At 37.4% G+C, this 14,472-nt stretch carries 14 protein-coding genes; 5 read left to right on the top strand and 9 right to left on the bottom strand.

Translation table 11 applies throughout. The features are described 5' to 3' along the window. Nucleotides 1-29: 29 nt before the first annotated feature. Together BMY85_RS10165 and BMY85_RS10160 are read left to right on the top strand one after the other, a co-directional pair. Nucleotides 30-1,586, top strand: coding sequence for an ABC-F family ATP-binding cassette domain-containing protein (locus BMY85_RS10165; RefSeq protein ID WP_092478169.1), 1,557 nt, complete (start codon nt 30-32; stop codon nt 1,584-1,586). Nucleotides 1,587-1,601: 15 nt separating this feature from the next. Beyond that, complete coding sequence (locus BMY85_RS10160) at nt 1,602-1,778, top strand: YjfB family protein (RefSeq protein WP_092478168.1); 177 nt, start codon at nt 1,602-1,604, stop codon at nt 1,776-1,778. Nucleotides 1,779-1,817: 39 nt separating this feature from the next. Here BMY85_RS10160 and BMY85_RS10155 read toward each other — a convergent pair whose 3' ends face one another. Next, nucleotides 1,818-2,246, bottom strand: coding sequence for an acyl-CoA thioesterase (locus BMY85_RS10155; protein WP_242939723.1), 429 nt, complete (start codon nt 2,244-2,246; stop codon nt 1,818-1,820). 154 nt (nt 2,247-2,400) lie between these two features. Between BMY85_RS10155 and BMY85_RS10150 the strand changes: the two genes are divergently transcribed. Then, complete coding sequence (locus BMY85_RS10150; protein ID WP_092478167.1) at nt 2,401-3,060, top strand: hypothetical protein; 660 nt, start codon at nt 2,401-2,403, stop codon at nt 3,058-3,060. A 41-nt stretch (nt 3,061-3,101) separates the two neighbouring features. Here BMY85_RS10150 and BMY85_RS10145 read toward each other — a convergent pair whose 3' ends face one another. From BMY85_RS10145 to BMY85_RS10110, 7 genes are all read right to left on the bottom strand, one after another. After that, a complete protein-coding gene (locus BMY85_RS10145) occupies nt 3,102-3,971 on the bottom strand; it encodes a DMT family transporter (protein WP_092478166.1) in 870 nt (289 codons plus the stop codon). A gap of 18 nt (nt 3,972-3,989) precedes the next feature. After that, nucleotides 3,990-4,496: a M48 family metallopeptidase gene (locus tag BMY85_RS10140; RefSeq protein WP_092478165.1), complete on the bottom strand. Its 507-nt coding sequence runs from the start codon at nt 4,494-4,496 to the stop codon at nt 3,990-3,992. A gap of 37 nt (nt 4,497-4,533) precedes the next feature. Beyond that, the gene (locus BMY85_RS10135; protein ID WP_092478164.1) at nt 4,534-6,036 is read right to left on the bottom strand and encodes an ATP-binding protein; all 1,503 of its coding nucleotides are present in this window, start codon (nt 6,034-6,036) and stop codon (nt 4,534-4,536) included. Beyond that, nucleotides 6,026-7,357 (bottom strand): vWA domain-containing protein, encoded by a 1,332-nt coding sequence (locus BMY85_RS10130; RefSeq protein WP_092478163.1) that lies wholly within the window; start codon nt 7,355-7,357, stop codon nt 6,026-6,028. The genes BMY85_RS10135 and BMY85_RS10130 overlap by 11 nt, the downstream gene beginning before the upstream one ends. A gap of 11 nt (nt 7,358-7,368) precedes the next feature. After that, nucleotides 7,369-8,244 carry a leucine-rich repeat domain-containing protein gene (locus BMY85_RS10125; RefSeq protein WP_092478162.1) on the bottom strand — a complete coding sequence of 292 codons (876 nt, stop codon included), beginning with the start codon at nt 8,242-8,244 and terminating at the stop codon, nt 7,369-7,371. A gap of 188 nt (nt 8,245-8,432) precedes the next feature. Next, entirely contained in the window at nt 8,433-9,602 is a 1,170-nt protein-coding gene (locus BMY85_RS10115) for an iron-containing alcohol dehydrogenase (RefSeq protein ID WP_092478160.1), read from the bottom strand. 258 nt (nt 9,603-9,860) lie between these two features. Then, nucleotides 9,861-12,038 (bottom strand): SH3 domain-containing protein, encoded by a 2,178-nt coding sequence (locus BMY85_RS10110; protein WP_092478159.1) that lies wholly within the window; start codon nt 12,036-12,038, stop codon nt 9,861-9,863. Between the two features lie 415 nt (nt 12,039-12,453). On the opposite strand from BMY85_RS10110, the gene BMY85_RS10105 reads away from it, so the two are divergent. Together BMY85_RS10105 and BMY85_RS10100 are read left to right on the top strand one after the other, a co-directional pair. After that, nucleotides 12,454-12,705 (top strand): DUF739 family protein, encoded by a 252-nt coding sequence (locus BMY85_RS10105; RefSeq protein WP_242939722.1) that lies wholly within the window; start codon nt 12,454-12,456, stop codon nt 12,703-12,705. A 148-nt stretch (nt 12,706-12,853) separates the two neighbouring features. Further along, nucleotides 12,854-13,426 (top strand): N-acetylmuramoyl-L-alanine amidase family protein, encoded by a 573-nt coding sequence (locus tag BMY85_RS10100; protein WP_092478158.1) that lies wholly within the window; start codon nt 12,854-12,856, stop codon nt 13,424-13,426. 91 nt (nt 13,427-13,517) lie between these two features. Here the strand turns inward: BMY85_RS10100 and BMY85_RS10095 are convergent, their stop codons facing one another. Next, nucleotides 13,518-14,423 (bottom strand): cation diffusion facilitator family transporter, encoded by a 906-nt coding sequence (locus tag BMY85_RS10095; RefSeq protein ID WP_092478157.1) that lies wholly within the window; start codon nt 14,421-14,423, stop codon nt 13,518-13,520. Nucleotides 14,424-14,472: the final 49 nt, after the last annotated feature.

Here is a 14,472-nt window from a genome sequence, read left to right as displayed (position 1 = left end):
TACATTACTAGAAAGGCTTGGTATTAACAATGAGTATTTTAAACGTAGAACATCTTAGCCATGGATTTGGCGACCGCGCAATTTTTCAAGACGTTTCATTCCGCCTGTTAAAAGGAGAGCATATTGGCCTTTTCGGTGCTAACGGAGAAGGAAAATCAACTTTTATGAACATCATTACGGGTTCCCTGCAGCCAGACGAAGGGAAAATAGAGTGGTCAAAAAATGTGCGTGTCGGTTATCTGGACCAGCATACTGTTCTGGAAAAAGGCATGACAATCCGCGACGTTTTAAAATCTGCATTCGCTTTCTTATTTGAAATGGAACAGCAGATGAATGAAATCTGTGACAGAATGGGGGATGCTTCTGACGAAGAATTAAGTAACATGATGGAAGAACTTGGAGTTATCCAGGATCTTCTAATGGCTCATGATTTTTATATTATTGATTCTAAAATTGATGAAATCGGCCGTGCCTTAGGCTTAAACGGTATCGGTCTGGACAAAGACGTAACGGACCTGAGCGGCGGGCAAAGAACCAAAGTACTGTTAGGAAAGCTTCTGTTAGAAAAGCCAGATATCCTTCTGTTAGACGAGCCTACAAACTACTTGGACGCAGAGCACATTGAATGGCTGAAACGGTATTTGCAGGAATACGAAAATGCTTTTATACTAATTTCTCACGACATTCCATTTTTAAATAGTGTGATTAACCTGATTTATCATATGGAAAACCAGAAATTAGACCGCTATGTTGGAAATTACGATAAATTCCAGGAAGTCTATGCAATGAAGCGTGCCCAGCTTGAGGCAGCATATCGCCGCCAGCAGCAGGAAATCGAAGAACTTGAGGACTTTGTAGCCAGAAACAAGGCTCGTGTATCTACACGTAACATGGCTATGTCCAGACAGAAAAAACTAGATAAAATGAAAGTCATTGAACTTGCTAAGGATAAACCAAAACCAGAATTCAGCTTCCAGAATGCCAGAACTTCCGGAAAAATTTTATTTGAAACCAGAGATTTAGTAATTGGTTATAGCGAACCTTTATCCAAACCACTTAACCTTTCTATGGAACGTGGCCAGAAAGTGGTGCTAACTGGTGCGAATGGTATTGGCAAAACAACCTTGTTAAAAAGTATTTTAGGAATCAGCAAACCTCTTGAAGGCTCTGTTACCCTAGGAGATTATCTGGAAATCGGATATTTTGAACAGGAAATGGCACCTGGAAATACTACTACTTGTATTGAAGAAATCTGGAAAGAGTTTCCTTCTTATACACAATATCAGGTTCGTTCTGCTTTGGCAAAATGCGGTCTTACTACCAAGCATATCGAAAGCCAGATAAGAGTGCTAAGCGGTGGTGAGCAGGCCAAAGTCCGTCTGTGCAAACTGATTAACAGAGAAACAAATATATTATTGCTAGACGAGCCTACAAACCATTTAGATAAAGACGCAAAAGAGGAATTAAAACATGCATTAAAAGAATACAAAGGAAGTATCCTTCTCATCTGTCATGAACCTGATTTTTATGATGGCCTAGCAACAGATGTGTGGGACTGTTCACAATGGAGCCTGAAAATAATATAAAAAGGAGGTCTCATTATGGATATCACTGCAATAGCCGCAGCAATTCCTTACATGAATCTTGGAAACCAGATTGCTGCCAGTGTTATGAAAATGTCCTTAAACCAGCTAGAAACAGCCGGCGACGGGATAAAAAAGATGATGGAAATGTCTGTAACACCTAATCTTGGCGGCAACATCGACATCAGCCTTTAAAAGAAACAGGATGTGGTCCACAGACCACATCCTGTTTCTTTACTCCTGCCCATTCACAAACTGACATATCTTCTCGTATACCTCTTTATGCGTTTTCTTTAAAGCCATAACTTTATAATTCTTATCAATGAAACAATGAGAGGATGTACCAGTAACTTTTAGTTCTCCTGATTCTTTCCCAAATACTTCGTAAGAAAGGTTTATAACAATTCCATTGAATTTTGTGACAGCTGGAACTACAATCACTTCTTCTCCAAAATGAGTCATGGCAATATATTTACAGCTTACATCTACAACAGGTATGATAATGCCTTTCTCCTCAAGTATTTCACAAGGCATGCCCATCTCTTTCATCCATGCAATCCTGGCTTCTTCAAACCACCGGATATAGTTAGAATGATGTACAATTTTCATTTGATCCGTTTCATAATACTGAACAATATGTTCATACTGAATTTTCTTACTCACTCAAATTACCTCCAATAAACAATTATAACTATTATGGCACTTTATATAGCAAAATGCAAATAAACTGGTACTATTTTCACAGATAACTTGTAGTTGTTTTACAAAATTATTCATGTTAAAATAGTTGTGGCATTAATCAAAAGGGAGTGATACTATGGCAAGTTATGTACAATTTTTAAACGTCGGATTTGGTATTATCAACAACACAAAAGAAGTCGAAACATGGAATATCAAAGAAATGATGGAAGAGGCCCTATTAATGGACAATCCTGACTTAGATGTTCGTATCATCGGCTTCCGTTTTTACGACTTGGATACAGCTACCAACCATGTCTTAAAAAGAAGCGGAATTTACTACCTAGATGGTGAAATCATAGATTCTCCATCCAAAGATCCTGCTGTTGCTTCTTTCTTAGCTGCTGCTAATAAAGAATATCCAAAAGGACAAAGATTAATCAAGATCCAAAAGCCTTACACACTAGTTTACGCACTTGAAAACGAAGACACTATTGTAGATGTAAAACCTTTCTTAGCAAAGATTCGTGCAAAGAAGGCAGAAGAACAATTAGAACGCATGAAGAAAGATATCGAAAATTACAAGAACAATCTGGTTGAAGCTCTTCGTAGAATTGAAGAAGCCATTGAAACCAATGCTTTTAACACCATACCACTTGTAGACTCTACATATTCCGAGGCAACTAAAACTTTAAACATCTTGAATGACGGTGGTAATTTCAATAAGCACATTGAATATTTAAGAACGAAACGAGTAGAAATCATGAATCTTGAAAACAAGATGAAAGAAACTATGTAAGAACGTTTCAGCCAAAACAATATATAGAACTCCTCATAAGGCTAAATCTTATGAGGAGTTTTTCTGTTGTTATGCCAGAACATTAAAACCGCCATGGAACAGATCATTACATACCCAAGAAAACTATATCTGTCTGGAACCTGACCAAATAAAAAGTATCCGAATATTGCTGCAAAAATCACCTGAGAATAATCATATATACTGATTTCTTTAGCTGGAGCATAAATATATGCAAAAGTAATCCCAAACTGCCCTCCTGCCGCCGAAAGACCTGCCAGCAAAAGAAACACCAGCTGTTTTCCACTCATCGGTACATAATGATATATCATAAACGGAACCGATGCCAAACAGGAAAATGTCGAAAAGAAAAAGACAATAAAGGGTCCCTTTACTCCACGGTTTCCTAAAACACGCACCATAGTATAAGCAATTCCCGCAAACAAGCCTCCACACAGGCCTATTACAGCAGGAACAATATCCACAAACACAAATGTTGGCTTAATAATAAAAAGACAACCTGTAAATGCAGTTAGAACACTTATTAACTGAATCATGCTGATTCTTTCTTTCAAAATAAAGTAAGAAAATACAATGGCAAAGAACGGAGACATCTTATTAAGCATCGATGCATCAGACAGCACCAGATGGTCTACCGCATAAAAATTACAAAACACCCCAATCGTTCCAAAAAACGCACGGAAAAACAGGCACCAGCCTGCTCCTTTCTTCCATTCCATCTTGATATGTTCTTTCTTCATAATGCCATAAGCAAAGAACAGTGCCACAAGATTACGAAAGAACGCTTTCTGTATAGACGGAATATCTCCCGCTAAACGTACAAATGTATTCATCAGTGCAAAGCAGAATGCCGCACATAAAATATAAATGATTCCTTTATATTTTGCTTTCATCGTTTCCTCCCATCCAAATCACACCTCCAGAGAATGTCCATTTTCCCGAAGCCACTCTTTCTTTTCTTTCCAGTCAGGCATATACGTCTCTACAAGTGACCAGAACTCCTTAGAATGATTCATCTGCAATATATGGCAAAGTTCATGGCATACAACATAATCCAGTACGCTCTCTGGTGCCATAATAAGCTTCCAGTTAATCATGACATGTCTTTCACTGCTGCAGCTTCCCCACCTTGTTTTTGTATTTCTAAGACTTATTTTTTTGCAATTAACACCTATCTTCTTCTCAAAATAGGTAATTCTTTTCGGAATATAGACCGAAGCCTTCTCCTGATACCATTTTTCTAACACCATCCGTATCTTTTCATCCGTTTTGTAATTTCCATAAATCAATATTTCTTTGCCTACTGCTGCTACATAACCTTTTCTCGCCGACAAAGAAGGCTTGCGGACAATTTTATATGGTTCTCCTAGATAATAAAGCACAGCTTTTGTTTCATAACTTTTTTCTTTCATGTCCATAATAATATTTCCATTCTCTCCCTGTATTTATGCTTCACTAGAAAAATGTTTTCGCTTCTTCTATTTCCCGCAGCAGTTCCTGTTCCTTCTCTCGAAACAGCAGGCTTTTATTGTATTGATAATATTCGTCAGATCCATTTTCACTTATGAACTGCATACTGTAAAAGCCACTTGTCAATTCCGTAAGAAAAATTACCAGCTCTTGCCCTTCTCCAAATGCACTTAAAATAAATCCAAATGCATTCTTTAATTGTTTCCCAGAATTTTCCACGCATTTCTCTCTTCTTTGAACATGCTGTGCAAAACCTTTTTTTACTGCCTCAAAAGAATCTTCTGTCTCCAAAAGGAATTTTTGGATTCCTTCTAGCGCCTTTATGACCTTATTCTGTATCAGCAGCCCATCCTTATCAAGCTGTTTTCCTTCCTTCTGCTTTAATAAAACAAGTGTCTGGTCTTCCGCCATTTTGCCTAATTCCACACTCATGGAAACTGTTTCACAGTCACTTTTTATTTTCAGCTTTTTCATGTATTCATAAAGCCTGGTCACATAGCTGTCCTGAATATAAACTTCATAAAACCCTTCACGGAGCTTTGCAAGCAGAAGTCCAAGGACACTTAGCCGTTCATCGAATTTTCCTTCCTTGGCCAATGTTATAACATCTTCTGTAAACTGTCCATTTAGAATTTCTTCTACCTGATATTCTTTCTGATACTTATGGAACAGCATTACATAATTGGAAAAATCCTTTGCAATAGCTGGATGCTGCAAATATTGAACCACAATGGATTCTTCTATTGGAATTCCCATAGATTCATACTCATACATAATGGCGGACAAGTCCTCCCAGCCTCTCGCTGTTACAAACTGTTTGCCGTCAACAGTCGTTTCGATTACGTAAAAATATTCTTTCTTTATATCCAGATAAGATAAAATCGCAGGATGGAGATTTTTACTTGCTGCATATTCTCTCCACACTTCATAGTTTTGTTCTACCTCAATTTTTTTCACACGATCAAGTGTAGCAATATCAAAATCCCTGACAGATTTATTATATTCTGGTGGATTTCCTGCAGTTACTATCACCCAGCCTTCCGGAAGTTTCTGATTGCCAAATGTCTTACACTGAAGAAACTGTAACATCATGGGAGCAAGAGTCTCTGACACACAGTTCATTTCATCTAAAAACAAAATTCCTTCCTTTTGGCCATATTCTTCAATTCTTTCATAAACAGCCGCTAAAATCTCACTCATGGTATATGCCGTCACGGAAAACTCCTGTCCTCCAAACCATTTTTTTTCAATTATAGGAAGCCCCATGGCACTTTGCCTTGTATGATGGGTAATGGTATAAGAAACTAATCCAATGGACATTTCTCTTGCTATCTGTTCCATAATAGCTGTTTTTCCAATCCCTGGCGGGCCTATTAAAAAAACCGGCCTCTGCCTGACAGCTGGTATTTTATAATCTCCAAATTCATCTTTTGCAAGGTAGGCCATAAGCGAATGCTTAAGTTCTTCTTTTACTCGTTTAATATCCATGATATCCTCCATCTATTACAAGCTTCATAGCCCAAGGCGGCACAAGCTTCTCTGTATAATCCGTATCTGCAAAGACAAAGGCTACATCGTAGTGTGGCCTTTTCTTAGGAAACACTCCAACACCATCTGTAAAATACAGCATTCCCTTTAAATTCGTCAGTTTCTGTTCCTGTATCAGTTTATCCACATGTGCAAATACCGGCCGAAAGTCTGTCCCTCCAAATCCTTTTACGGTAAAGCTTTCCTGATACTGCTCAAGCTCATCCAGAGATGTAATAAGAATATCCTCCTGTATCTGGTTATCACATTGCAGGATATGGACATGAATCCGCTTCTGAAAACACTGCTTCTCCAGAAGAACAGAAACCGTTTCCTCTAGAAACCGTTTTATTAATCCACCTGAACAGGATCCCGAAGTGTCCAGTGCAATTACGAATTCTTCTATCTGCTTTACCTCTTTGTATTCTAAAGATTCTATTAAAGGCAGATTTCCATATACCGAAAGACCATATGTGTAATACCCATAATCAAAGGCATCCTCATCCACTTCTAAAACTTCCCTGGGTGTTGCAAATTTTCTTAAAAACTCTTTATAATCATAACGTTTCCGATTGGCAATCTTCATAGCCCGAAGCAGGCCTCTGGTTTCATTGCCAATGTTTTTTGAAAATGTCTCCAGCCCTGTTGCTGTTTTTTGGGAAAGCCCTTCCCACAGCTCCATAACAGCGGACATTTGTTTTTGCATCTGTCTTTGATTAGGATTCTCTTTTTCCTCTTCTTTCTTACCTTGCCAGAAAGCATGGTCATCTGCCAGAAATTCTAACTGAAGCTTTATAAATTCCTGTGGTTGCAGAGAAGACGAATCTAATATATGATAAATTCCTTCTGCCGTCACTGCCTTTAGCTGGCTTTCTAACCGCTGGTACCACTCCTTCCGAAACTCTGACTGTATTTTATTTAAGCAAGGATAATCCAGGCCATCTATACAATATTCCACCGCTACATCGCAGGCAGCATTCCATATCTCTTCTTCCCGCTCCCCCACAGGAAACATATGCCGAAACATACAATGCAATATTGCATGAAGATACCCGCGGTTTACCAGAACTTTATGATACTCAAATCTTTCCGCTAAAAACCTAGGGTTGAAAAACAGTTTTCTCCCATCCGTTCCCACAAAAAACGTTTTAAGACTCATTTCATATTCCAGCTGGCTTAGTGCCATATCAAGAAAACGCATAGACAAGTACAACTCATTTCTAGCATTTTCAAGTATGCGGATTCCCAGATTCCGAATCTGCACCTTCCTTTCCTCTTTCATACCATTCCTCTCTATAAATCAAATGTTTTTTTACGAACTGAAAAATGTGATTTCTTATAGTCTAACAAAACACCTGTACATGCTATTTTCTCTCTCCTATGTGCCACTTGTATGGCAGAGTCAATGCTATCTTCCGTATAAAAACCATGCTTTGCTAATATCATAAGAGCATCCACATCTTCTTTTTCCACACACAACTCTATAATCTGCAAAAAATGTTCTTTTATATATGCCTTATATTCGTTTCTGGCATCCATGCTTAATTCATACGGATACTCCAGGCGGTATAGAACGATTGCCAATAAAGTATCCTCAGAATCATTTATTTTGGCAATATAAAATGTCTTATCATATTTATTAAAATCTACCGATTTTTCCTGCATGCATTCCCGGTAGTGAACACCCGAACCATAAGTCACTTGATTGATGATTCTGGCCTCTACATTATCTACATAGTCATGCAGGTAGCTAGGAAATACCAGTTTGCTTGTTTGTCCTTCTTTTTCATAATCCATCGTTACGTGTATTTCTTGATTTAATTCAGATAGCAGGTTTTTTAGAAATGTCATTTTATATAGAATGACTTTCACAAAAACATACCGAAGACTGCGGCAGTTTTTAAAGGCACCATCTTCTGTACTTATAATGCAATCTGACAGGTGAATCTTTGTTAGCTTTCTGCAATTATAAAAAGCATGGGCACCGATTGTTACCATTCCATCTGGCAGAACTACCTCTATTAGTTCCCGTTTTCCTTCAAAGGCATATTTTCCAATAGAAATAACTGCTTTTCCGTCAATCTCTGCTGGAACCTCTGCCACAGCTTCATCTTTTAAATATTTTGTTATTTCAATTCCCTTTTCACAAACTGTATAGGAAAAATCCATCTTTATTACTCCATTCTTCTGCTTTTGGGTACACAAAACCTATCCCGATCATACCACAATCCTTTGTATTGTCAACTAACTCAAATAGATCGTTTCTAATTCCAGAAAGAAAACAGTATCTTCCTTTTCCTGAAGATACTGTTTTCTTTCTATGGTGATTCATCACCGCATGTTAATAACCAGATCCATTAAAATTCTACTTTCCTGCCATAATAAGTGCATTCAAACAGCTTCTGCATTTCTTCCTTTGTAATAGTTCTTGGGTTAGAGCCTGTACAAGCATCACTAACTGCTAATTCAGAAATTTTTGCAACTTTTTCTTTAAATTCATCTTCATTTATTCCAAACTCCTGTAAAGTAAGAGGAATATTCATAGCACGATTCATTTCTGTAATTCTGTCACATAATTTATCTACTAATTCATCGTCGCTTCCTGTAAGGCCCATTACTTTTGCGATATCCACATATCTTTCTTTGCAGGCTTTTGCATTAAACTGGATTACATATGGCAGATAAATCGCATTGGCACATCCATGAGGAATATGTCCCGTGCTAAAAGCTGCACCGGTTTTATGTGCCATAGAATGTACAATACCTAGCAGTGCATTGGAAAATGCCATTCCTGCAAGACATTGTGCATAGTGCATCTGTTCTCTTGAGGCCATATCCTTCTCATAGGAAGACTGCAAATAGTCTTTTACCATAGCAATTGCCTTTAATGCAAGAGGATCCGTAAATACACTGTGAACAGTAGATACATAGGCTTCAATAGCATGAGTCAAAGCATCCATGCCTGTATGGGCTGTTAATGTCTGTGGCATAGACTCTGCTAAAGCCGGATCTACAATTGCAATATCTGGAGTAATATTAAAGTCCGCTAATGGATATTTTACTCCTGTACTATAATCTGTAATTACAGAAAATGCAGTTACTTCTGTTGCTGTCCCAGAAGTGGATGGTATTGCAGCAAATTTTGCTTTTTGTCTTAATGCTGGCAATGAAAATGGTTCAATGAAATCTTCAAATTTTGATTCTGGATATTCATAGAAAATCCACATTCCTTTTGCTGCATCAATTGGAGATCCTCCCCCCATAGCTACAATCCAGTCAGGCTCAAATTCCTGCATCACTTTTGCTCCACGCATAACCGTTTCCACAGATGGATCAGGCTCAACATTTTCAATCAATTTCACTTCCATGCCTGCTTCTTGCAGATAATTAACTACTTTATCTAAAAATCCTAATCTTTTCATAGTACCGCCGCCAACAACAACGACTGCTCGTTTTCCTTGTAAATTCTTTAAATTTTCTAATGCATTTTCTCCATAGTAAACGTCTCTTGGCAAAGTAAACCTCATAAACTCCTGCTCCTTTATATGTATTTAAAAACTCTTTGTCACGGAACTTTCATTACAATTATATCATACACGAAACAAACTTTCTAGCAAATGAAACAACAAACTATGCGTTTTTACAAGGTTCTTAAAACTAAGCATATTTTATTGTTCTTTTCAAAAAAAGATCAGCAGACGCTGATCTTCTTACCTTATTGCTTATTCACAAAGTTTTTGCATTCTCTTTCAATACGTAACATACTTTTTCTATCTTTCACCTGTTTATGCCTTTCTTGAAATCTTAACCGTATAAGTTGTTTTAGAACCATTTCCTGCTTTGCAGACAACGGAAACCGTAGTGGTCTTTCCTGCTGGCAAATTAACCGTTCCTGTTCCATCAATCACCTGTGCGTATGTGCTAATCGGTGCAGCACTTATCTTAACTTGAGACACGCTGTGATCTACAGCCATTGTATAGGTCTTCGTGCGATAATCAAAAGTTGGTGTTAGCGGTAAAGTAACCGTTCCGTGTTTTATCGTTATATTTTTCAAGTAACTATTTGGATTTCCTTTACTTGCAGGTAACTTACACGGAGATGAAGGCATATTTTTGTATACTGGAATATAAAAAACAAATGTATCCTCTGCAATTCCCATATTAAAATAGGAATTATGCGTACTTTTCGATTCACTTGCCGGAGCCTGCACGTTTGACATATACTGATGAGAATAAAAAGGACTGCTTACAACATTAAATTTCTGTGTATACAGCGTATTCTGCCCTCTTTTAATATAACCAGCAGCAATATATCCAGCACCACCTACAATTGCTTTATAGGGATTCGTCCATGGACGCTGGTACGTTGTCCCTGATCTGGCATATTTTAACCCATTGGCAATCGCCTGTCCCGAAGAACTGTCGAATGCTCCAATGTTAAAATAATTATAATATCCTGTGTATCCAGGATATGTTCCAGAAACAGAACCACTTCCATTTAGGCCTAATTCCTGTTTTGCACGAATTGCCAGAAAATATGGACTGACACCATTAATATGTCCCGCCTCCATAAAAGTGTCTTTGTACTCATCAGATACTATTTTTCCTGTAGTCTTATCTTTTACACTATAAGAAGACTTCATAAATGTATTACTTAAAATACTTTGCACAACTTCTTTCTTTTGGCGGCTGTCGTACGCAAGAGACTCAAACTGCCAGATTCCTTCTTTCGTAAGGGCATTTCTTGGATCCATGTAATGGGCAATCACAGAAGAATTTGCACAGTACCAGTTGCTTCCATCATATACCTTGAATTTGTCAGTTGCCCAGTCATATGCTCCTGCTTCTGTAGAAAGATAGGAGAACGGTGCACTATAAGTTCCCGCACTTCCACCTTTTGGCTGATTGCTTTGTATCACGTTTCTGCCAATTTTACTCTCATTTTCAATAACCGTATTCCAATCCAGTTCTGTATGGATCCGAGCAAAATGCCATTTAGGATATTTCTCATGCAGTTCTTTAATCGGGTTTTGGTAGCTTGCTGGAAATTTAGATAACTCTTCTAAAAAAGCCGCATCATCTGGTATTTCCACACAGGAGGTCAGGATATAACCTGTATGTATTGCTCCACTTATGTAGAAATCGCACTTATACCACTTTTTACCTAATACTGTAAGTGCACCTCTTATTTTCACAGTGGTACCTTTTTTAAGTTTTTCCACATTGGAAGCCATTGTCGCTGCTATTTTCTTAGCACTGGCTGTTTTTGTAGTTACGGCTGTTTTGGATTCCTTATTTCCAATTGTAGCTGTGACTTTTGTTAAATAACTGGCTTTTACATATCCTGAAATTCCTTTTCCATTTACAACGGCATAGATATATGACCATGGAATTCCTTTTACCGTAAGATTTCCCAGCACAATCACCTGTTGTGATAATTTCAAAGCAGCTCGTTTTGTATCATATGTATTTGCGGTTTTGTATGCAGTCAATGTGCTGTTATTTACTGTTGCTAAGTTATACGCAGTTTTGTCCGTAGTTGTTGCATAAAGCACAATATACTCCTTTGAAACATAACCTTTTACAGTCTTTCCATTTACCTGTGCACTAATCTTATACCAAACCGTTCCTGATTTTGCTGTCTGCCCAAGAACTAATACATACTTTTTATTGGGTAATTTTGTTACAATGGGTGCACTAACAGAAGGGGAACTTCTAACGTTTAGAGATGTAGCCTTTACATATCCATAACGTTTTAAAAATGTACTCGACGAACTTGATGTGTCTGTAGAAGCAGAAGTAGCTGAGGCTTTGCTGCGGACATTTAAACTTATAGCAGTAACTTTACCTGTCGATAAAGCATAAACAGTGTTTCCTTTTGTGAATAAGCAAATGGACATCACACATAATATAAGCAGGATACTTAGGAGGTTACTCCATTTTACATGTTTACTATTCGACATTATTACCACCTTTTTTTACTTAAGAATATAATTAATATAACATTTCTTTATAATGTTTTCAACATAAAAATTACATAATGAAATAATTACTTATCTTTCGTTTTTGTATTTCAAATATAATATTAAGATATTCGATATTTCTTTTCACAAAAAAATGCGGTCTAGCAACAAGATTTTCAACAAACCTCTTCCACCACAGCAGATTGCAATGTTTCATTCTATAATTTTACTTTTATTTACTTACATGCAATAACTTTGTGTATATTTTGTCTCATTTCGTAAACTTCCTGTGTTGCATAATTTCCAATAATATGCTACTATTACAATTAGATGATGATTCACTCATGTCAACTCGAATTTTGCTAAACAACCATTTATTAAATTTTCTTTTATTAAGAAAACAGGGAGGAAAATAATGAAAAAGGATAGTAAAAATGAAAATCTCATTAAATACAACTATAGTAAACTTCTCGGTAAAATCAAAGAAATGTATGATACACAAGAAAAATTTGCATTAGCTCTTGGCATCGGCCGCGTATCCTTAAGCCAGCGTCTAAATGGAAAACTGGAATTTTCTCAAAACGAAATACTAAAGTCATGTGATTTACTTAAGATCAAGAAAAAAGACATTCCTATTTACTTTTTTGTTGAAGATTCTTTACAATAATACATAAGGTTAGCAAACAAACTAATTTGCATGCTTTATTCAATTCCAAAAACCTGCCTCTGAAACGGCAGGTTTTTTTCACATTTTCCTTTTCCTGTAATATAATATCATGATAATGATTTTCATATATAAGAAAAGGCGTGATTTTTTGGCTATAAGAATTTTTGTTGATCAAGGACATAATCCAAGTGGATTTAATGCGGGAGCAGAAGGCTTCGGTTTACGCGAACAGGACATCACATATAACGTAGGCTCCTATCTAGCTGACATTCTCTCCTCTGATTACCGTTTTGAAGTTCGTACTTCCAGAACAGAGCCTGAACAGATTCTAGGAACCACCACCAATGAAAGCCTTCGTGCCAGAGTTCAGGCAGCTGATTCATGGCCTGCTGACTATTTTATCAGCATTCATGTTAATTCTAACACTAACCCTGCTATTAACGGTACAGAAGCTTATGTATACGAAGCCTATACAGAGGCTTACTACTTAGGGGATTCTATCGTGAACGAAATCGTAAGACGCGTAGCAACAAAGAATAATCAGGTTCGTATTAATCCAGCTCTTTATGTACTCCGCAAGACCAATATGCCAGCTGTGTTAATGGAACTGGGCTACATTTCCAATGAAAGTGATGCCATAAAACTTCGAGATGACCAGTACCAGTTTGCTTATGGGATCTATGTTGGCCTGCTTAATTATTTAGGATTACCACAGTTATAATCGTTTCAATACCTCCTGGATGCGCTTCCCTTTTCCTCTAGAACATGTTCTGATGAAAAGGGAGACGCTTCTTTGCTTAATAGCTTAATTTCTATTTTTTCTCTTTCGTATGGAACAGATACGGACTCACATGAACCATGCAGTGTTTCACATCAGGAAACTGTTCTTCTACTGTATCATGAACCTTTTCTGCTATCTTATGGGCCTGATCCAGCGATATCTCTCCATCTGCAGCAATATCAATGTCTACATATATTTTTGCGCCAAACATCCTGGTTTTCATCTCATCAATTCCCAAAACACCTTCCTGCTCTAGGATCATGTTTTTCATACTGCTTACCAAAGTATCGTCGCAGGATTCATCTACCATCTTACGAAAACTATTTATAATAATGCCTGCTGCAGCTTTCACAATAACTCCAGCAATAATAACACATGTAATCGGATCACAGACTGGATAACCTAATTTCGCTCCTGCTATCCCAATTAAACTTCCCACAGACGAAAGTGCATCGGATCTGTGATGCCATGCATCTGCTAATAGTGCATCTGAATGTATCTTATCTGCTGCCAGCTTTGTATACCAGTACATAACCTCTTTTACTGCAATGGAAATTCCAGCCGCCCATAATGTAGTACCCTTTGGTACTGCAATTTCTGTTCCCTTGAACCATATTTTCTGTATTCCAGATACCGCAATCCCTGCTCCTGTAGCAAATAATATTATTCCTAGAATAATTGCTGCAATACACTCTAATCGTTCGTGCCCATAAGGATGCTTTTTATCAGATTCTTTATTAGACAGCTTCACCCCTATCATAACGACTATGGTACTTAACACATCCGATGCGGAATGCACTGCATCCGATAGCATTGCTGATGACTTTCCAAAAAAACCACATCCAAACTTCAGCACAGACAGCATAAAATTCCCGATAATTGTATTTCGAGAAACTTTCATAGCTATCCGCTCTGCTTCTCTTTTCTGCGAGGTCATAGACACACTTCCTAACAGTCTATTTCTAATTAATATATGTAAAAATATC

Source organism: [Clostridium] polysaccharolyticum, assembly GCF_900111595.1.
Lineage (GTDB): Bacteria > Bacillota > Clostridia > Lachnospirales > Lachnospiraceae > Clostridium_AI > Clostridium_AI polysaccharolyticum.
Note: the sequence above shows the minus strand (reverse complement) of the source record. Positions and strands in the feature narration are given on the sequence as shown.